This window comes from uncultured Gilvimarinus sp. (assembly GCF_963975215.1).
Classification (GTDB): Bacteria; Pseudomonadota; Gammaproteobacteria; order Pseudomonadales; family Cellvibrionaceae; genus Gilvimarinus.
In genome coordinates this window covers 42,241-63,972 of record NZ_CAXBFW010000021.1, presented here as the reverse complement: position 1 = coordinate 63,972, position 21,732 = coordinate 42,241, and the positions used below count along the sequence as shown (strand labels likewise).

Below are 21,732 nucleotides of genomic sequence, written 5' to 3'. Positions count from 1 at the left end.
TACCCGCGCGGCGCGGTGTAAACGCCACGCACGAGAAACAAACACGAATTGGACAAGATTATGCTAACGCAACGTTTACTAACCAGTGATAAAGGCGGCATGTGGGTGTTGGGGATACTCGCCCTCACCTGCATTTTGGTGCCTTTCTTAAATTTGGCGGTGCCCGAAAGCTCACCGCTTCACGTCTCGACCTTTACCGTTACCTTGCTTGGTAAATTTTTATGTTATGCCCTGCTGGCACTGGCGCTGGATTTGATCTGGGGCTATGCCGGTATTTTATCCCTCGGGCACGGTGCATTTTTTGCGCTGGGCGGTTATGCCATGGGCATGTATTTAATGCGGCAAATTGGCGATCGCGGTAAATACGGCGACCCGCTACTGCCGGATTTTATGGTGTTTTTAAATTGGGACAGCCTGCCCTGGTATTGGCTTGGGTTTGATATGTTCTGGTTTGCCATGCTGATGGTGATACTGGTACCTGCGGTGCTTGCCTGGGTATTCGGCTGGCTGGCGTTTCGCTCGCGCGTTACCGGCGTTTACTTTGCCATTATTACCCAAGCGCTCACCTACGCCTTAATGCTGGCGTTTTTTCGCAACGAAATGGGTTTTGGCGGTAACAACGGCCTCACCGACTTTAAAGACATACTCGGCTTTTCAATCACCGCCGACTCAACCCGTATCGGTTTGTTTTTGGCCTCGGGCATTATGCTTATCATCGCCTATCTTGCCTGCCGCTACATTGTGACCTCGCGTATGGGGCGGGTGATCGTCTCCATCCGCGACGCCGAAACACGCACGCGCTTTTGCGGTTACCAAGTCGAATCCTACAAGCTCTGGCTGTTTGTCTTCTCGGCGGTGCTGGCGGGTATCGCCGGCGCCCTGTATGTGCCACAAGTAGGCATTATCAACCCGGGTGAGTTTTCGCCGCTCAACTCCATTGAGCTGGTAGTCTGGGTAGCCACCGGGGGCCGCGGCACACTGTACGGCGCTATTGTCGGAGCCTTTAGTGTTAACTATGGCAAAACTATATTTACCAGCTTTTACCCCGAGGCCTGGCTGTTTCCCCTAGGCTTATTGTTTGTCTTGGTCACACTGGTGTTGCCAACGGGCCTTGTCGGTTTATTCAGCCGCTTTAAACGCCGCCGCAAGCAAACTGATGAAGCCAAACAGGAGGACGCACCATGAACCCGTTTAAACACGCACGTAACTGGAGCACCCGCGCTCTTCCGGTAAAAGACCCAAACTTTGGTCACGCGGTGGACACCAGCCACGGCCCCATTTTGTACATCGAAGACGTCAACGTCAGTTTTGACGGTTTTAAAGCGTTAAATAATTTAAACCTATTCGTAGACGACGGTGAACTGCGCTGCATTATCGGCCCTAACGGCGCCGGCAAAACCACCATGATGGACGTAATCACCGGCAAGACCAAACCCGATTCGGGCAGTATCTTTTTTGGTCAACAGATCAACCTGCAGCACTTGTCAGAGCATCAAATTTCCCGCGGTGGTATTGGCCGAAAGTTTCAAAAGCCCACCGTGTTTGAGGCGCTCTCGGTGTACGAAAACTTAGAGCTCGCCACTGCCGATAACAAGCGCGTGTGGCATATTTTAAGTCACCAATTAACCGGCGCACAGCGCGATAAAATCGATGAAGTGTTACACACCATCGGCCTGAGTACCCAGGTGCACAACAGCGCAGGCAACCTATCCCACGGGCAAAAACAGTGGTTAGAGATTGGCATGCTGTTAATGCAAAGCCCGCGGGTGTTGTTGGTCGATGAGCCGGTAGCGGGTATGACCGGTGAAGAGACCGAGCGCACCGCGGAATTATTAACCTCCCTTGCCGGCAAACACTCGGTTATTGTGGTTGAACACGATATGGCCTTTGTCCGTTCTATTGCCAAAAAAGTCACGGTGCTGCACCAGGGCTCGGTGCTAGCCGAGGGGACAATGGATCAGGTGCAGAGCAACCCCAAGGTCATTGAGGTGTATTTGGGGGAATAATGGTTGACGGAGAACGGAATACCGGGAACAAAGTGCAGACTTCCCTTTGCCGTTCCCCGTAGACCGCTCCCCCACAACAATCTGGAGCAACACAGTGCTAAACATACAATCAATTAACCAATACTACGGCCAGAGCCATATCCTCTGGGATCTGGATTTGGAACTGCCCGAAGGCACCTGCGGCTGCTTAATCGGCCGCAATGGCGTGGGTAAAACCACTTTGCTTAAATGCGTTACCGGCTTACTCCCGATTAAAGATGGCAGCATCACCTTTGACGGTAAAGATATCAGCAAAGCCTCTACCGAAGCCCGTGCACGTGCGGGTATTGGCTACGTACCACAGGGGCGAGAGATTTTCCCGCTACTCACCGTAGAGGAAAACCTAAAAATATCGCTCGGCGCTCGCGCCGACGGTAAAAATCAGGTGCCCGAACTTATCTATGAGTTGTTTCCGGTACTGAAAGAAATGAAGCACCGCCGCGGCGGCGATTTATCCGGGGGCCAACAACAACAGCTCGCCATCGGCCGCGCCTTGGTACTCGACCCGAAGCTGCTAATTTTGGATGAGCCCACCGAAGGTATTCAACCCAACGTGGTACGTGATATCGGCAACGTCATCCGCCGGCTGAACGATGAGTTTGGTTTAACCGTTTTACTGGTGGAACAAAAACTACCCTTTGCCCGCAAGGTGGCCGACCATTTTTACATTATGGAGCGCGGTAAAGTCGAAGCCACCGGCCCCATCGCCGAGCTAAACGAGGATTTGGTGCAAAAGTATTTAAGCGTTTAACCCAAAGGCGGTGTGTAGCAACACACCGCCCGCTTACCTTACTGATGCTCGATGTGCTTACCCCGCCACACCGAGCGCCACATAAAACCCTGTGCCAATAGTCCACACGCCACCATCGCCAACACGACGGCCAAAAGTGTGTGCGGCAATAGGCCCGACAGTGCACTTAACACCCCCGCCCCACCAAACTGGCACGCACCCAGTAACGCCGCCGCTGTGCCGCTATTTTGCCCAAAATGCTCCATATAGCACGCTTGAATATTGGGCGAGAGCGCGCCATGGGCGCCGATGGTGATCATCATCGCCGGCAAAAATACCCAAACGGGCCACTGCATAACAGCCGCTAGCGTCAATGCCGCCAAACCAATACCTTGCAGCATGGTAGCCAGCTGTAAAATACGCAGTGAGCTAAAACAGCGAGCCAACAGCGCGCGATTAATTAAATTACAGCAAAACATCGCCACAATATTGGCGGCAAACATTAGCGCAAACGCATCCGCGGACTGACCAAAGTGATCTTGATAAATAAACGAGCCGTGGGTAATAAACACCATCATCACTGAGAAAGCCCCCACTTGCCAGGCAATGTAAGCCAGCGCGGTACGGTTTTTAAACACCGCAATATAACGCCTAATAAAGCTGCCTTGGGACGTCTCAGCCGAGCGTGGTAACGGTGGCTCGCTAAAGACTATTTTTATCAATAGCGGAATCATCAGTACCGCGTAAATCGCCATAAACACAAAAATGCCAGACCAGTGGCCGATTTTTAACAACAGGCTACCGATGCTGGGGGCAATGCCCGGTGCCACCACCAAAATCAGCCCTAAAAACGAGAACAACTTAGCGGCCTCTTGGCCACTGATACGATCGCGCACCAACGCCGGCACCGATACCAGCACCCAACCTGCCCCTATGGCCTGCAACGCGCGGCCAATTAAAAAGTGTGGCAAGGTATGCAACGTCGCCAACAGTGCGCTCGCCAAAGCAAATATCACCAACCCCGCCATCAATACCTGCTTGCGTCCCCATTTATCCGACAAGGGCCCACCGATTAACTGGCCGATCGCCAGCGCAAACACATACACCGACACACTCACCGCTACAGCTTGCGATGACACCCCCAAATCGTCGGCAATGGCGGGAAAGGCCGGTAAGTAGGTGTCCAGCGAGAAGGGCCCCAACATCATCGTCGCCGCCAGAGTCACCACCAGTGACAGCGAGATCTTAGGAGCACGCGGCAGAGCAGAATTAGGCATAGTGCGACCAGTCGAATCGAGAGGAGACAGTAAAGACAGTGTAGCCCCGACAAAGGGCCACAGCCGCTTGCGGCGTGCCAAACAGCCAGGCTGGCCTACTGACCAAGCAAAGGCGCCCGCCCGCTTAGATTAAATATTGTTAAGCAGCACGGTCAATATGTCATACATATATGACCCTCTAAATATTCATTGATTTAGCGGCCAATGCCCACCATAACAGTTTATTTCAGCAATGCGTTGCTATGGCGCTGAATTAAAAGGAGTTTTGCACAGTTTTACACGGCTATCGGCAACAATTGTCATGCCAAACAGGCCTTACCAAAACTCAACGAAATAAGAGATTGGCCAACCATCAGGTAATAATATAATTTTATAGTATTAATAAGGGTGTCATCTTCACTATCATCACATAGCCCAGTGTCTTTGCTGCAAATGCCCTTGCAGATCACTGGGCACAGATATTAGCCGGATCCTAAACCGCGCTATTTTCTCACTCACGACAATGATAATGAATGAGGTTGAACCATGAAGAAACTCTTTATCTTATTAACCCTGATGGCCTTTAGTGCCAGCTCTTTTGCGGCGCTGTCCTCCGGCCGCTATGTCATAGTATCCAAGCTCAATGGTAACGCGCTCGATGTAGACAGCTTTAGCAGCGACGACGGCGCCAATGTTATGCAATGGTTTGCCATTGGTGGTACAAACCAACAGTTTGATGTTCAGGCCCTCGGCGACGGCAGCTACTCTATTCGCGCCGTACACAGCGGTAAATCACTGGATCTTTATGAGTGGAATGCCGAAGACGGCGCCGAGCTGCGCCAATGGAGCTACAGCGGCGGTGACAACCAACGCTGGTACATCGACAGCCAGGGCGGTAATTATCACTCCATTACCTCAAAGTTCAGCGGCCGTGCTCTGGATGTGTGGGAAATGAGCATGTACGCCGGCGCCGATGTGCGTTTGTTTAGCTATTGGGGGGGTGCCGGACAATTATGGGCGTTCCAAAGAGTGGGCAGCTCAAGCGAGTGTTACGCCGGCGCCTCACTATCCAATCGCTTTGTCGACTGTGGCGGTAAAACCATCGGCCTAAGCTGCAATGGCGACGACGAAAGCCAAGGCGCGGTTATAAGCCTGAACAACGCCTCAATCCGCAATGTACGGCTGGCGGCTAACGGCGGCGCCGATGGCATCCATTGCAACGGCGGTAACTGCACCCTCACCGATGTGGTTTGGGAGGATGTCTGTGAAGACGCCGCAACCAATAAATCTGAAGGCGGTACCATGACGATTGTGGGCGGCTCCGCGTACAACTCAGACGGCGGTTATGGCGGCACGCCCGACAAAATCTTTCAGCACAACTCCAAAAACAGCACCACGGTTATCTCGGGCGATTTTACCACCTATGGTAAGCACGGCAAATTATGGCGCTCGTGCGGCAACTGCACCAACAACGGTGGCCCGCGTAATGTGCTGATCTACGATGTGAATATCGACTCGGCCATCGGCGCGATTGTCGGCGTTAACCGCAACTACGGTGACCGCGCCACAATCCGCGACCTGCGTATCAGAAACTACTCTTCCGGCAGCCCGCACGTGTGCGATGAGTACAACGGGGTACAAAAAGGCAGCTCGTCCTCTAAATACGGCGAGTATTGGAACTCGGCCAGCTGCGACGTATCGCCCTCAGATGTAAGCTCTCTGTAAAACGCGATACAGCACCGAGTGCTGAGTGCAAAGTGCGACCATTACGGTCGCACTTTGCTGCCTCCGCCGCCCCCCTCTTTGCGATATTGAGAAGGCGTAACGCCCACGATTTTTTTAAAAAACGTATTAAAAACCGATTTACTGTTAAAGCCCACCGCCAAATAAATATCCGTAATGGTCTTACTTTGCGAAGTCTCCGAGCGCAGTAAGCTTTGCGCCTCACTAATGCGATAGCGATTAATAAACTCATAAAAATTAATGCCAAAATGGCGGTTAATCACCATCGACAAGTCCCGCGATGGCACATCCAGCGCCTCGGCCAAATGCTCAAGGGTAATATCGGGCTGCAAAAAGGGTTTATCCCGCTGCATACGCTCGTCGATTTCGCGAGCGACATCAGGGTTTAAAAAATGGTCATCCAACGGTTTTTTCGGCGCCTCGCGCTGGCGTACCCGCTCAAAGCTGGCAAAATAGCGAATGCCGGTAAATACCAGCAAGTTCACCAACACAAACACGGTGTAATAACCCGTTAGGCCAATGTACGAAAACACGCTTAAATCATAATTCTTGTTTAAGCTGACTATCTTGGCCACCGCCAACACCACCTCCATGGTCATAACCACTAAAAAGCCCACCACCAGCGTAGTAACCCAATTGGTATCGACCTTTTCAATGTTCGAGTGGGTGCGTTGCAACCGATACTTATAGTCCACAATAAGGCGCAAGCAAGCCAGCGCATAGCCCACCCGTAAGCACTTGCAGAAAAACTCCATCCCCACGTAGGGCGCGCCGTAGACAAAGCTCTCGCTGTTGATGGCCTGTAACCGCAGCGGCTGTGGCAAATGATAAAAACCGACCCACATAAATACGCCGAAGAGAAGGAAAGGAAGCAGATGCAGCGCATCGCGTGGCTTGAGATGAAAATCTCTAAACAGTAACGATTTGACGCACAGGTACAGTAAAACGCCATCAAGGTAGTAGGCAAAGCCACCAATAAAATACAGCTCGGGCCAGCTCTCGCGTACCGTAAACTTAAACTCAGCGCCCCATAACGCCATTTCATGCAGTGGGATACAGGCATGAGCAAGCAGAAAAGCCGCTAAAAAATACGTGCTTTTTATGCCTCGTCGATTTGTGGCCACTAACAACACCGCAAAAAACAAACACTGCAGTGCGGTCATCATAAGTATCAGATCGTGAAAATTAAACAGGACTTGATCCATAGCGAAACCACTACTCGATGTATTGTTATTCTCTTATGCCCCACCACGTCGGCAGTTTTAATCTGTCATAGTGCGGCCGGTAATGCCGCCGATCATAGCGGAACTCAACGATGACTACCACGGCACTGCCCGCAAACAAGCGCATTTTTCGAGGTTCGGTTAAACATCACGCAGGCGAACGCGTATCTCTAAGTTTGTTTCGCCAAGGCGAACGACGTGCCGCCAAAACCCCTCTAGGGTTAGGGTCGCATTGCGCTATCTCGGTGATGCGACGCGGCTCATCCGCGCCCAATAATAACCAACGAGGTAAGACTATGAACACTTCAACACAGCCGTTACCGGCCGATAAAATAGTGTCTGCGCCCCAAAGCCAGACATATAGCAAGATTTGTATCGCCACCAGCCTTGCGCTCGCGGCGCTTGTCAGCGCGGCTAACGCTGCCGCACAAACCACCCTGCCCGCCCAGCTGCAAGCCGAACACTACACCAGCCAGCAAGGCGTGGAGCTTGAACCCACCAGCGATAGCGGCGGTGGCCAAAACGTCGGCTGGATTGACGCCGGCGACTGGCTGCAATACGACGTTAATGTACCCACTGCAGGTACCTACGCTATTTCGTACCGCATTGCGTCGCCGGCCGGCGGGCAACTGATTTTAAGCCAAAACGCACAGGATTTAACCGACGCGCTCACCTTGCCCGCCACCGGCGGCTGGCAAAACTGGACGACGGTCAGCGACGAGGTTTACCTCAATAGTGGGGTTCAGAGCATCGCACTATGGGCCGAGACGGGTGGCTGGAACATCAATTGGCTGCAACTGGAACCAACCGCCACCAACCCGCCACCGGGCGGCTCGCTGCCGATGATTCGGCAACAGGGAAAAGACTGGGCCATCAACGGCGAGCCGGTGCGACTGAAAGGCCTTAACCTCGGTAATTGGCTGCAACTGGAATTCTGGATGATGGGTAATGCCATCAGCAACAGCAACGGCGCCATTAACGATCAGTGCACACTAGAGGCCACCCTCGACAGCCGCTTTGGCTACGCCGAACGCGAGCGACTGATGGATATTTTCCGCAACAGCTGGATGACGGACAGAGATTGGGACCGGGTCGCGGCGCTCGGGTTTAATGTGGTGCGACTGCCCTTTCCGCACAACTTAATTGAAGACGAGAACAACCCCTACACGTTGCGCCCCGATGCCTGGGAGTTTTTGGACAAAACCATCGCCGAGGCGGCCGAGCGCGGGATTTACACAATTTTAGATTTACACGGCGCCGCCGGCAGCCAGGGCTGGGAGCACCACTCGGGCTGCTCAAACCGCAATTGGTACTGGGACGGCGGCAACGGCCAATCGGCCGCTCACTACCAGGACCGCACGGCCTGGCTTTGGGACATGATTGCCCAGCGCTATGCGGGCAATGGTAACGTCGCTGCCTATGGCCTGTTAAACGAGCCCTGGGGCACCGATGGTGTGACGCTGGCCAACAACCTAAACAGTTTGTACGCCACGGTGCGGGCAAAAGATGCCGAGCATATCGTGATTTTACACGGGCACAACGCCACTGGAATCGATTACTTTGGCGTACCCGGAAACGATGTTGCTTACGAGATGCACTTTTACCCGGGGATTTTTGGTTGGCGCGACAATGACGACCCAACCGACGTCCACCTCGACTGGCTATTTTGCGATGACGGCGCAGGTGGTGGTACCTGCGACTGGGACAATGACATCAACAATCGCCAAGTGCCGTTTCTTATTGGCGAGTTTCAGCCCTGGACCGAGCTCGGCGCCAACGGTGGTGAAATCACCCGTAAAACCTACGACACCTACAATGCATTTGGCTGGGCTGCCACGGCCTGGTCTTACAAAACCGTCTCCCCCAATGCTCACAGCGGCAACCCCAACAACGGCTGGCCCTGGGGTATTGTTACCAACACCTCGGGTTTTGGCGGCATTAATATAAGCACGGCCAGTAAGAGCCAAATCGAGTCTTGGTTTGCCCAATTTGCCACGCAGTCACTGTCGACCCATGGTGACATTCAGTATTGGATGAATTACCAACCGACGGCGGGCAGCGGCAGCATTGAGGCCGAACACTTTCGCTGGCACTCGGGTGCTAGTGTAGAAGTAACGAGCGACCCACAAGGCGGCGACTTTAATGCCAGCTACCTGGATACCGGGGACTGGATGGTGTATCGCGTCAATGTTCCACAGGCCGGAAATTACCAGCTGCAATACCGCGTCGCCTCACCGGGCGGCGGCACGGTAGACGCCAGCTTTCATAACGGCGCACCACTCGGCAGCACTGCCATTCCTGCCACCGGCGGCTGGCAAACGTGGCAAACCGTTAATGGGCCAACGGTTTATTTGCCCGCCGGCGAGCAAGACATCAGTCTGTACGTAGCAAGCGGTGGCTGGAATCTAAACCTCTGGCGCCTTAACGCTCAGTAGTTTTTTGTAGCGCGCAACCCGGTGACCGACGCCTGCCGATCACCGGGTTGCGCCAACTAACGAACGTGCAAAACCACACATCATCTTTCTAACCGAAAACACGCTTTACGGCTTAAAAACCGTTTGTCCACACCCTGTCGCAATGGGTTATTCATTGAACTTCTGCCGTCTCTGAGCGCTGGGTCTAGCGTCACCTTTTACGCCCACAAACAGACACATCGGGCATTCACCGCCGCAATGTAAAACTGTCCACCAAACTTAAACAAACATATAACTCACTGTTTTTGTTGTATTTTTAAACAGTTCGATTCGGCAAAACTTAGCCGAACACATTATTTTTAAGCGTTTTGGTTCGAGTACAAGCACTCGGACGACCCGGCTGTACCACCATTTTATTCTTCGTCTCGCAGTGCACCTGAAGGCACTGTCAGGGCTGCCACAGCCCAATAACAATAAACACGATAAAGAGGCGACATAACAATGAAACAACTTTTACGCTCTCCGCTGACGCTTGCCATCGCGTTAGTCAACGCCAGCCTGGCCACCCACGCCATGGCTCAAAACGACGCCCAGAACCCACCCAAATCCAAACCGGTGCTGGAAGAAATTGTGGTTACCGCCACCAAGCGCGAAACCAATCTGATGGACACCCCCATCGCCATTACCGTAATGACCGAAGAAGTTCTGATGCAACAGGGCATTGCCAACGTCAAAGACATCGACAAGCTCGTCCCCAATATGGACATCACCATAGATTCCTCTCAGTCCGCACCGGTGATATCGATGCGCGGGGTGCGCTCGACCAACATTACCGAGCTGGGCGACCCGGCCGTGGGCTTACATTTAGACGGTATTTACTCCCCGCGTCCGCAAGGTGCCATGGCGCTGATGTTTGACGTCGAGCGGGTTGAGGCGCAACGCGGCCCCCAGGGCACCCTGTTTGGCCGCAACTCCACCGTTGGCAACATCAACATCATCACCAAGCGGCCCGATACGCAAGAGCTGGCGGGCAGCTTAGGCGTCGAGTTAGGTAATTTTAACCACCGCCAAGTGCGCGGCATGATTAACGTACCCGTCACAGACACTTTTGCGTTGCGCGGCTCCTTTATGCTCGAAGAGCGCGACTCCTACCTCAACGGCTACTACGACCCCAACCAGTGGGACACCCGTTACCTGTCCGAGGATATTCGCAACGCCCCGCTCTATACCGGCGCTGAAGAAGACAAAAGCCTGATACAGCGTGCCCGCTGGTGGGATGGCGGCGCCGACGGCGTGCAGGAGCTGGTTAAAGCCGACGAGGCGGATTTTTACAATAACTCCGATCAGTACTCCTTCCGCCTGGCGGGGCAATGGGAGCCCAGTGAAGACTTCTCCTGGTATGTCGCCTACGAGCGTTTTCAGGATGACAGCGCGGGCTCGGCCGACACGATTGACTGTGATAAAGCCGCGCTGCGGGTGCGCACCGATGAAGACGGTAACTACCTTGATGCCAGCGGCAACCTCTCGGCGACACCGGTACCCGGCTCGGATGGGTGCGAACGCATTTATGGCCCGGGCGCGGATTCTTACACCGTCAACGTCAGTGTGCCGGGCGAGCAAGACCTGAACATTCAAAATGTGCGCTCTAACCTGCGCTGGGATTTCAGCGATGCTATGGCGTTTGTCTACAACGCCGGCTGGGCTAGGCAAACCCGCACGCAGATGTCTGATCAAGATCGCGGTATCACCGACTGGGATATGTCGATCTTTTTTCGCGAGGCCACCTTTGTCTCGCACTCCCACGAGCTACAGTTACAGTCCACCGACGCGGGCCCGCTGCAGTGGGTTACCGGCCTGTTTTTCTTTGAGGAAAACAACGATATGCAAGGCGGCTGGATGAACTCTATGGCGAGCGCCGATTACTGGAACCAATCGGACCGAACTCTGGCCTCACAGGCAGTATTTGCTCAAGGCACCTACGACATCACCGAGCGGCTACACCTAACCGCCGGTTATCGCTACACCCGCGACACCAAAGAAGACGTGGGCGGCCACAATATGTCCTGTAACGACAGCAACCCTAACCTGCTTGCGCCCGAGCTCAACGGCGGCGTCTGCTTCCCCTCGTGGGATCGCGAAACCTTCAACAATTTACCGCAGGATTATTTCTGGAACAAAGGCATTTATACCTCGGTTACCAACAACGACATCAAAGGCGAGTGGGATTACCACAACTATCGCTTAGGGCTTGATTACGACCTGTCCGATGACACCATGATTTTTGCCTACGTTGCCAATGGCACTAAGTCTGGCGGCATTGGGGATGTGGTCGTGCAGTACGAGCAAGACCCAACCACCACCGAGTACCCGCTGGACGAAAACGGCGAGCGTATCGTGAAAAAGCGCTGGGGCAATACCTATGAGCCCGAAGAAGTGATCACCTATGAAACCGGCGTAAAAACCGACCTGCTAGATCACAGCTTGCGTCTATCAGCCACTGTGTTTTACAGCGATTACAGTGATATGCAAGTGGCCACCGCCAAGCCGCTGTTTGTGACTTACTCGTTTGAGCGCGATGGCGAGACGGGCGAAGAAACCGGTGAGATCTCGGCCGACCCATTTACCGTGTTTCAAACCGACAACATCGGTAAAGCCGAGATCAAAGGCGTCGAGATCGAGTTTGATTGGGCATTGACCGAAAACGACCGCCTCAACGGTTACGTTAGTTACCTCGACACTAAAATCGTCAGCGATTTTTATCAACAGTGGACCCACGCCACTGTCGACTTGTTTGAAATCGAGCACGCCGACTCTGTCGACCCGGAAAACACTGCACTGACCACCAACCTAAAAGGTAATGAGCTACCCAGCTCGCCCAAGTATTCGCTCAACATTAACTATAGCCACACCTTTGATTTACACCGTGGTGCCACCTTGGTGCCCTGGGTTAACGTCAGTTGGAAGGACAAGTCTTACTACTCCATTTTTAACAGCGAAAAGCACGAAGAGCTGTTTGCCAGCGAGACGCCCGACGCCTTTAGCGATACGCGCGAGTCCGTTACCAACCTCAACCTCGGCATCAAATACACCGCCGCCAGTGATAATTGGAGCCTGGAGGCATTTTGCAACAATGCCACCGACGAAACCGAGTTTTACTGGGGCGGCGGTGGTGATGGCGTCATCAAAGGGCCGGTGTCGATGCCACGCTTTTACGGCGTTCGCGCCAACTACCGTTTTTAAACATGTGGTATCGGTTTGACCGCACCAAGGTCACGGCTCGCATTCGGCGTAGCGCGGCCCAGGTGCGGTCAAACCCGCTAAACCCATTGCAGCATCCTCACCCGGGTTGGCCACGCCTGACACCAAGCGTGGCACTTTTTTTACACATCAGCGTACCGATTGAGCATTGCTACCCTAACCCCCGAGCCAGACGTTCCCACTATGGATTGTGGTTAGTCCCACTTTCGCGCGACTGTGCAGATGGGACGATTCCAGCCCGAGTGCGCGTAACAATACACCCATAATGAATAGCGCCATAACGAATAGCGCCATAACGAATAGCGCCAATGGCCAACAATAACAAAGAGACCGTCTATGAAACTTCCCACTAATATATTTAGTCACTGGCAACCCTTATCTCTGGCTCTCGCCGCCAGCGTTGCCATCGCCGGCTGCGGCTCCTCCAGCAGCGACAGCTCAACCACAAACTCCAGCAGCTCTGTCAGCAGCCGTTCCAGCACTTCTTCTAGTTCAAGCAGCGAGCAATCAAGCAGCTCATCGGTAGCGAGTGAACTCTCCCGTTTGCACGCTGCAGGCACCCAATGGGTCAAAGCCGACGGCACGCCGATTGCGCTAAAAGGCACCAACCTTGGCAACTGGCTGCTGCAAGAGTTTTGGATGATGGGCCAGAGCACCGACACCGTAAACGATCAGTGCACCTTAGAGGGCGTATTTGACCAACGCTTTGGCAGCGTCGAGCGCGAGCGGCTAATGGAGTTGTTTCGCGACAACTGGATCACTGAACGCGACTGGGATCAGATGGCCGAGTTTGGCCTCAACGTCGTGCGGGTACCTTTTATGTGGAACCTGATTGAAGACGAGGCCAACCCCTATACGCTGCGAGACGACGCTTGGGAATATCTCGACCGCGCCATTAGCGCGGCCGAAGCGCGCGACATGTACGTCATTTTAGATTTGCACGGCGCCGTGGGCGCACAAGGCTGGGAGCATCACTCTGGCTGCGCCGAGCAAAACTGGTACTGGGACGGCGGCAACGGACAGGATGCCGCTTACTACCAAGACCGCACGGCCTGGCTGTGGCAGCAAATTGCCGAGCGCTATAAAACCAGCGATACCGTTGCCGGTTACGGCTTGTTAAATGAGCCGTGGGGCACCACGCCGGAGACACTTGCCGATAACATCGAGTCGCTCTACCACAAGGTGCGTGAAGTCGACCAAGAACACATCATTATTTTCCCCGGCCACAGCCAGGGCATTGACGCCTACGGCAACCCCGCCGATCGCGACATGGAAAACGTCGCCTTTGAGATGCACTTTTACCCCGGCATTTTTGGCTGGGGTGAAATCGGCTACCAGGTACACCGCGATTGGCTAACCTGCGGCTTTAACGGCACTAGCGGCGTGTGTGAGTGGCAGGCGCGCTTAAGCGCACTAGACACACCCTTTTTAATTGGCGAGTTTCAACCCTGGACCGGCTTAGGCGGCGAGCTGGGCGGCAAAATCGCCCGCGCCACTTACGATACCTACGCGCAGTACGGGTGGGCGGCAACCAGTTGGGCTTACAAAGTGCTCAGCAACACCGGTGGTCAGGGCAACGGCACCTGGGGCATGGTGACCAACCAAACCCGTTTAGGCCTACTCACCAAAGCCGACTCCTGGGCCTGCCCGGGTTGGGACAGTACGTTTAGTAACGCTTGTGGCACCTCGACGCCAACCTTTACCGCACCCGGCGAGGGCGCTCAGGATTACTATCTGGTAATTAAAGCTGGCGCCTGCTGCGATGCCGGCAGCCTGGACGTCAGCCTCGACAGTATTAGCCTACAAAACAGTGCAACCGATGCCGAGCTATTAAGCAACGGAGAGTTTACTGACAACAGCAGTTGGACACCCTGGACTGCCGGGGAGGCCGTGAATGTCGAGTTTAATCAGACCAATCAGGTGCCAGCCAATGGCAATGAGGGCGCGCTGCGTTTAACAAGCGCCACCGAGAGCAACGGCGGGCTCTATCAAAAAGTGAGCTTAACCGGCGGCCAACAATATCAGTTTGCCGGCGTCTTTAAAGACAACGGCAGCACCGATGCCTGGGCCGAAATTTATTTAGTGCCCACTCAGCCTGTCGACGGCGAGGACATAACCGGTAATGCGCTGGCGCAACTCGACTTTAACACCGCCTCGCTTGCCGAGATCGAAGCGCTGTTCAAGGAGTTTGGCTCACTTGACTACGATGTTCATACCGAGCTCAAGCACTGGCTGACCACAGATCAGGCGCCCGAGCTATTTACCCTGCAATACCCACCCAGCAACCTAACACTGGTTGAAACCGACGCTGGCAATCAGCTTAGCTGGAGCGCCAGCACCGAGCCCGGCGTCGAGGGTTACCGTATTTACCGCAGTAGCGTTGCCGGTAGCGCCGGGGTGCTTATTGCAGAGGTGGATAACCTGGAGTATTTGGATCTTACCGCACCCGAGCAAACCACCTTTTACCAAATCAGTAGTTACGGCGGCGACGCCGAGAGCTATCCGTCGGCGAGTGTTGCAACCGCCACCGTGGCCACCGCGCTACCCGGTACTGTGCAGGCCGAACACTTCAGCGCCATGAGTGGCGTGCAACTCGAAACCACCAGTGATGCCGGCGGTGGGCAAGATATTGGTTACATCGATACCGGCGACTGGCTGGACTACCTCGTTACTGTTGATATTGCAGGCACCTACACCATCGAGTACCGGCTGGCGAGTGTTGGCGGTTCGGACGGTTTTAGCCTACTGCTTGGCGACAACACACTCGATACCGTCCCGGTGCCCGATACCGGCGACTGGCAAGCCTGGCAAAGCGTCAGCCACAGTATCACCCTGCCCGCCGGCGAGCACACCCTGCGGGTTAAAGCACTAGCCGGCAGCTGGAATTTTAACTGGCTGCGCGTTAGCGCGCCTTAATAACAGAGTGCTTAGGCACACTAATTAGAAGTATGGAGTCCACCATGAAAAAACTCTTAACCTATTGCCTACCGGCACTCGTGGCAACCATGCCGCTGGCGCAGGCAGCCACCGATGCCGAGATCGAACAGCGCATCGATGCCCTGCTGGGCAAAATGACGCAAAAAGAAAAAATCGGCCAGCTCGCGCTGCGCGACTTTGGTATGTACAGCGGTGAATCCCTCGCCGACATTAAACAGCAAATTCGCGACGGTGAAGTGGGCGGGTTTTTAAACGTTAACTTCTCGTCGGCAGAGAGCAACGCCTTTGCCGAGCTGCAAAAAATGGCCGTGGAAGAAAGCCGCAACGGAATCCCGCTAATTTTTGGTCAGGATGTTATTCACGGCTACGAGACTATCTTCCCAATCCCACTGGGTCAGGCGGCCAGCTGGAACCCAGAGCTGATTGAGCAAGGCGCGCGCGTCGCCGCCGAAGAAGCCACCGCCGACGGTATCCGCTGGACCTTTGCGCCGATGATCGATATCTCCCACGATCCGCGCTGGGGCCGTATTGCCGAAACTCTGGGTGAAGATCCGTACCTGACATCGACCCTGGGCGTTGCCATGACCCGCGGTTTCCAAACCGACGACCCAACCCGCACCGACGCCATGGCCGCCTCGGCCAAGCACTTTGTCGGCTACGGCGCAGCGGAGGGCGGCCGCGATTACAACGCCGCTTACATCCCCGAAGCCACATTGCGCGATCTATACTTGCCGCCCTTTAAAGCCAACGTCGATGCCGGGCTGATGACGATTATGAGCTCGTACAACACGCTCAACGACGTGCCGGCCACCGCCAACGACTTTGCCTTAAAAACCATCTTGCGCGATGAGTGGGGCTTTGACGGTTTTGTGGTAAGCGACTGGAATGCGGTGATGGAAATGATTCCCCACGGTTACGCGCGCGATGCGAAACACGCCGCCGAGCTTACCGCTAACGGCGGTGTCGATTTTGAAATGCACACCGACACCTTCCGCAAACACTTGCCCGAGCTTATCAAAGAGGGCAAGTTTACCGAGGAAAAACTCAATACCGCCGTGCGTCATATGCTGCGCATCAAAATGCGTTTAGGTTTGTGGGATAACCCCTACCCACGGGGCAACCGCGATGAGATTATTTTAAGCGACGAGCACTTAGCCGCTGCCCGCGATGCCGCGCGTCAGAGTTTTGTGCTGCTTAAAAACAACAACGACCTCTTGCCGCTCAACAAAAAAACCAAAATCGCCTTAATCGGCCCCTTGGCCAATGTACCCCACGAGCAATTAGGCACCTGGATTTACAACGGCAACAAAAAAGATTCGCACCCCTTAGTGCCGGCGCTCAAAGACTACCTGGGTGGCGACAGCCAGTTTACCTTTGTAAAAGGTTTGGATTACAGCCGCGACACAAATACCAAAGGCTTTAAAAACGCGGTAAAAGCCGCTAAAAAAGCCGACGTGATTGTGTACGTAGGTGGTGAAGAGTCGGTTTTATCCGGTGAAGGTCACAGCCGTGGCGACATTGCTCTGCCCGGTGCGCAACAAGCGCTGGTTAGTGCGTTAAGTGAAACCGGCAAGCCGTTGGTGACGGTTATTATGGCGGGCCGCCCCATTGAACTTGGCGATATTCGCGAGCAATCGGACGCGATTATGATGGCGTGGCACCCAGGCACCATGGCCGGCCCGGCACTGGTTGATGTGCTGTACGGCGATTACTCGCCAGTTGGCCGCCTGCCCATCACCTGGCCCAAAGGCGAAGGGCAAATACCCGTGTACTACAACCACATGGCCACAGGCCGCCCGGCCACCGATGACAATTACACCCGCATTGCGGATATCGAAATTGGAGTATTCCAGCACGTGCCCGGTAACTCATCCAACCACTTAGATTATGGCCATACACCAGAGTATCCGTTTGGTTACGGCTTAACCTACACCAGTTTTGACTACTCAGATCTAAACGTCGAGACCGCAAAAGTGAGCATGAGCGGCAATGTAAAAGCCAGCGCGACTATCACAAACACCGGTAAAGTCGCCGCCACCGAAGTGGTGCAGCTTTATGTGCAGGATGTGGTAGGCAGTCGCACCCGCCCGGTACGCGAACTTAAAGGCTTTAAACGGGTAACACTGGCGCCCGGCGAATCAAAAACCGTTGCGTTCACCTTGCCTACCCGCGAGCTGGCGTTTCATAACCGCGATATGCAGTTAGTGACCGAGCCTGGTAAATTTAACCTTTGGATTGCAAAAGACTCAGCGTCGGGCTTACAGGGCGAGTTTGAAATCACCGAGTAAACTCAGTGCAGATGCCCAATAAAAAAACCGGGGGCCGAGCAATCAGCTCCCGGTTTTTACTCGCCCTGACAAGACATTAAGCATTACGCCATATGCGTCGCCGTATCCGATCTGGCCGGGTCGTGTTTTGCCAGTCCCTCGCGTATCGCCCGGGTGTAATCCGACATGTGCGGCACAACGCCAGAACAAGGCTGAGCATTGCTGAGTACCGAGTCGTACTTCCACAAAAAGCCCCCCGTCAATGAGTACTGGCCGACGCTCGCTAGCGACTCACAGACACCCCCTAAACCAAAGGGACACTCTTGCGGGTTAGAATCGTTTGCCCCGCGTACCGCGAGCCCGGCGACAATGTAAGCCGCTCCCTGCCCCTTGCCCACCACCTGTGACAAAGCATCCACCCAGCGGTCCAGTTCATCCGGGTCGAGGTTTTCCGCCCCTCCGGAGTAGCACTGCAAATTCCACCAGCTCACTTTGTAGCCCTTATCCCACAGGGTTTGCATATACCCTTGCCACTGAGCGGGGTTACTGTAGGGGCAAAAGGTTACTTCAAAACCCAGCTCAAAAAGCATCTGAGAAAACACCGTGATGGTGCTGGCTTTTACGGGCTCTTCATTATCTAAATCAATTCCATCAATCAAGCACTGCCCTTCGATGGTAAACGCCTCACGCAGCGTTTGAAAATTGCGTCGCAATACATCCTGCATGTCGTGCTCTAACATATACTCGATAGTCTGAAAGTCGCAGACCCGCCAGCCCCCTATCGAGATAAAAATCTTACTAACCTGGCTGCCGTTTTGTTTCATCTGCAGCAAGTCGTGAGGCCAGTCAGCCACCTCGGGATCGTTATTGGGGTTAAAGGTATCGCCGTCGACAATGCGAATATCACCGTCGTTAAACACCAGCTCACCCCAGGATTGCCCGGCTATCGCCTGACACCCGGCGGGGTTTACATCGCCGGCGCGGCCCAGATGCATAGACCACAAGATAATTGTTGTTAAACCACTTTGCTGCACGTCCTGAATGTGCTTTTTACACTTCCCTGGCCCAAAATCACCACTGCAATAGGCAGCCACATTCACAGCGCTCATTGTCACTCTCCGGCAGGAAACAAAAGAACGACGCTAGGTCACTGAGCGCACAGGTGCAATTACACGCCATTACAGATGAGGAAGAGTCGCCGTCGGTGCGCTAATACGCACAGCATTAAACAATACGCCTCGACTTAGCTTGGCTTACCGGTGGATTCACGCTCTAAAATGCGGCAGCTCATAATGGCAGCGGGCATCTGTACCGATTTGCCCTTAAGTTGCTTTAACAGCAGCTCTACGGCCTTGGCGGCCATCTCGGCAATAGGCTGGCGCACCGTGGTAAGCGAGGGATAGATCTGATGCGCCACCGGGGTGTCATCAAAGCCCGCTACCGACAGCTCAGCTGGCATGGCGATTCCGCGATGGTGCGCTTCGATAATTACCCCGGCCGCCATGTCATCGTTACTGGCAAAAATAGCGCTGGGGCGCTCGGCTAATGACAACAGCTGCCGGGCGCAGTCCCGACCCGAGTCAAACGAATTGTAGCCCTGCACCACCAGGGTTTTATCCAAGGCTAAATCGTTCTCTTTAAAAGCGGCGACATAGCCCGCGTAGCGCTGGGTCACGGCGCGGTGGTCCGGGTGGCCGATAATAAAACCGATGCGCTGATGGCCCAACTCAATCAGCCGGCAGGTCATATCGTAGGCGGCTTCCTGATCGTTGGTTTGCACATAGGGGCAGGCGCTTGTGTGCTCGGTAGGCGATAAACGTACAAAAGGCACCGCGGCATCGACCAACGCCTGCACCAGAGTGGTCATATCCGACAGTGGCGGCGTCAAAATCAGGCCATCGACACGCCCTTGGCGCACCAGCGCTAACACCTCGGCCAAAATGTCGTCGGCATCACGCTTACAGGGGTGAATCAGCAAGTCATAACCCGCACGGCGGCAGGTTTCGAGGGCACCGTCTTGCACGTCTATGACGTAGCTGGCACTGGGGTTGTCGTAGAGTAAGCCCAATACATAAGAGCGATTGGCCGCTAGCGAGCGCGCCGACTGGCTGGGGCGGTAATTAAGCTCATCAATCGCCGCCTGCACCTTATCGCGGGTGCTGGCGCGCACATTGGGCTCTTTATTTACCACTCGCGAGACGGTCTTCATCGAGACGCCTGCAAGCGCGGCGACATCGTCAATAGTTGCCTTAGCCAAGAGTCACTCTCCCCATAAAAAGTGCATTCTACCCTATTGCCCGCATTCTTGGCTGAAACCGGCTGACAGCGCTGTCAGTTTGATTTATAGTAACGCCGCCTGATAACGGTAACGGCTGTGTAACAGCCAAATGCCGCCAACAATGACCAACACAATAAAGGCACACCTGACGCAAACCACTAGGGCCTGCTCCCCCTAACAACAGTAATTGCGTACGCAAACTTAATAACAAATTCTTGAGGTGTATTTATGGCAACAGCCCCCCAGAGTGTCGGCGCCACCACGGTGAGCGGCAACACCAACCAGAGTTACACTGGTCCGCTGGTGATTATTACCATCTTGTTCTTTATGTGGGGCTTGCTCACAGCAATGAACGACGTGTTAATCCCCCACTTAAAAAACGTCTATACCCTGACTTACACTCAGGCAATGATGGTGCAATTTTGCTTCTTTTTTGCCTATGCCGTGGTGTCGTTACCGGCGGGTGCATTGATTCGCAAAATTGGCTACCAAAACGGCGCCGTTACCGGCCTGGTGATTGCAGGCTTTGGCTGCTTTTTGTTTTACCCCGCCTCCATGAGCACCTATACCGTGTTCTTGATAGCGTTTTTTATTCTGGCCGCCGGCATTACCATTTTGCAGGTTGCTGCCAACCCGTACGTAACGGTATTGGGGCCGGCGCGCACCGCCTCTAGCCGTCTAAACTTAACCCAGGCCTTCAACTCGTTGGGTACCACCATCGCCCCGGCATTGGGCGGTTTATTAATTTTGGCCGCCGCTGGTGAAGTGCTGGACCCGGCCGCTATGTCAGAGGTCGAGACCGCCGCAGCCAAAGCAAAAGAAGCCGCCGCCGTGCAAATGCCTTATCTGGTACTGGCCGGCTCGCTCATTGCTTTGGCCATTTTCTTTAAACTCGCCAAGCTGCCAAAAATCTCACACGACGATGAACCTGCCGATGTGAGCGACGCGGTAGAAAATCTGGCGCACCCGGCCAGTAAAGATTCCATTTTTACCAAAACTCACCTGATACTCGGCGCCCTTGGCCTGTTTATGTACGTGGGTGGTGAAGTGGCCATTGGTAGCTTTTTGGTTAACTTTTTTGGCGAACAAAATATTGCCGGCCTAAAAGAACATGAAGCTGCCGCTTATGTAAGCTTTTACTGGGGCGGCGCGATGATCGGCCGTTTTATCGGCTTTGTGGTGATGCGCCACGTACAGCCCGGTAAAGTGCTGGCCTTTAACTGTATCGCCGCGATCGTGTTGGTCTTAATGGCTGTGTTCTTCGACGGCAAAATTGCCATGTGGTCAATTTTGGCTGTGGGCCTGTGCAACTCGATTATGTTCCCCACTATTTTCAGCATGGCGCTGTACCGTTTGGGCAAGTTCACCAGTCAGGGCTCGGGCTTGTTGTGCGTGGCCATTGTCGGCGGTGCATTTATCCCGCTGCTGCAAGGCTTTATGGCCGATAAAATCGGTATTCAGATGTCATTTTTAGTGCCCGCTTTGTGCTATGGCTACATACTGTTTTTTGGCCTGAAGTACGCCAACCTGTACAACGATCAATAAACACCGGCAATAACTACCGGCCACAAAAAAGCCCAG

General features: G+C 54.2%; 13 protein-coding genes. 9 read left to right on the top strand and 4 right to left on the bottom strand.

The window, feature by feature from the left end; translation table 11 throughout:
* Positions 1-60 precede the first annotated feature (60 nt).
* The 3 genes from urtC (at position 61) to urtE (ending at position 2,796) form a co-directional block, all read left to right on the top strand.
* A complete protein-coding gene (gene urtC / locus AAC019_RS13280; protein ID WP_339899468.1) occupies positions 61-1,185 on the top strand; it encodes an urea ABC transporter permease subunit UrtC in 1,125 nt (374 codons plus the stop codon).
* A complete protein-coding gene (gene urtD / locus AAC019_RS13275) occupies positions 1,182-2,006 on the top strand; it encodes an urea ABC transporter ATP-binding protein UrtD (protein ID WP_339899467.1) in 825 nt (274 codons plus the stop codon). The genes urtC and urtD overlap by 4 nt, the downstream gene beginning before the upstream one ends.
* 94 nt (positions 2,007-2,100) lie before the next feature.
* Entirely contained in the window at positions 2,101-2,796 is a 696-nt protein-coding gene (urtE, locus tag AAC019_RS13270) for an urea ABC transporter ATP-binding subunit UrtE (protein WP_339899466.1), read from the top strand.
* 38 nt (positions 2,797-2,834) lie between these two features.
* Here the strand turns inward: urtE and AAC019_RS13265 are convergent, their stop codons facing one another.
* Entirely contained in the window at positions 2,835-4,052 is a 1,218-nt protein-coding gene (locus tag AAC019_RS13265) for a multidrug effflux MFS transporter (RefSeq protein ID WP_339899464.1), read from the bottom strand.
* A 525-nt stretch (positions 4,053-4,577) separates the two neighbouring features.
* Here AAC019_RS13265 and AAC019_RS13260 point away from each other — a divergent pair.
* On the top strand, positions 4,578-5,756 hold the full coding sequence (locus AAC019_RS13260; RefSeq protein WP_339899462.1) for a pectate lyase: 1,179 nt from the start codon (positions 4,578-4,580) through the stop codon (positions 5,754-5,756).
* Positions 5,757-5,797: 41 nt separating this feature from the next.
* Here the strand turns inward: AAC019_RS13260 and AAC019_RS13255 are convergent, their stop codons facing one another.
* The gene (locus AAC019_RS13255) at positions 5,798-6,979 is read right to left on the bottom strand and encodes a helix-turn-helix domain-containing protein (RefSeq protein ID WP_339899460.1); all 1,182 of its coding nucleotides are present in this window, start codon (positions 6,977-6,979) and stop codon (positions 5,798-5,800) included.
* Positions 6,980-7,293: 314 nt separating this feature from the next.
* Between AAC019_RS13255 and AAC019_RS13250 the strand changes: the two genes are divergently transcribed.
* From AAC019_RS13250 to AAC019_RS13235, 4 genes are all read left to right on the top strand, one after another.
* Positions 7,294-9,432, top strand: a complete 2,139-nt coding sequence (locus tag AAC019_RS13250) for a carbohydrate-binding protein (protein WP_339899459.1) — start codon at positions 7,294-7,296, stop codon at positions 9,430-9,432.
* Positions 9,433-9,912: 480 nt separating this feature from the next.
* Entirely contained in the window at positions 9,913-12,651 is a 2,739-nt protein-coding gene (locus AAC019_RS13245; RefSeq protein ID WP_339899458.1) for a TonB-dependent receptor, read from the top strand.
* A gap of 354 nt (positions 12,652-13,005) precedes the next feature.
* A complete protein-coding gene (locus AAC019_RS13240; RefSeq protein WP_339899457.1) occupies positions 13,006-15,585 on the top strand; it encodes a cellulase family glycosylhydrolase in 2,580 nt (859 codons plus the stop codon).
* A gap of 44 nt (positions 15,586-15,629) precedes the next feature.
* Positions 15,630-17,894: a glycoside hydrolase family 3 N-terminal domain-containing protein gene (locus AAC019_RS13235; protein WP_339899456.1), complete on the top strand. Its 2,265-nt coding sequence runs from the start codon at positions 15,630-15,632 to the stop codon at positions 17,892-17,894.
* Between the two features lie 83 nt (positions 17,895-17,977).
* Here AAC019_RS13235 and AAC019_RS13230 read toward each other — a convergent pair whose 3' ends face one another.
* Positions 17,978-18,982: a hypothetical protein gene (locus AAC019_RS13230; protein WP_339899455.1), complete on the bottom strand. Its 1,005-nt coding sequence runs from the start codon at positions 18,980-18,982 to the stop codon at positions 17,978-17,980.
* 134 nt (positions 18,983-19,116) lie between these two features.
* Positions 19,117-20,130 (bottom strand): LacI family DNA-binding transcriptional regulator, encoded by a 1,014-nt coding sequence (locus AAC019_RS13225; RefSeq protein ID WP_339899454.1) that lies wholly within the window; start codon positions 20,128-20,130, stop codon positions 19,117-19,119.
* Between the two features lie 249 nt (positions 20,131-20,379).
* On the opposite strand from AAC019_RS13225, the gene fucP reads away from it, so the two are divergent.
* The gene (gene fucP, locus AAC019_RS13220) at positions 20,380-21,696 is read left to right on the top strand and encodes an L-fucose:H+ symporter permease (protein WP_339899453.1); all 1,317 of its coding nucleotides are present in this window, start codon (positions 20,380-20,382) and stop codon (positions 21,694-21,696) included.
* Positions 21,697-21,732 lie beyond the last annotated feature (36 nt).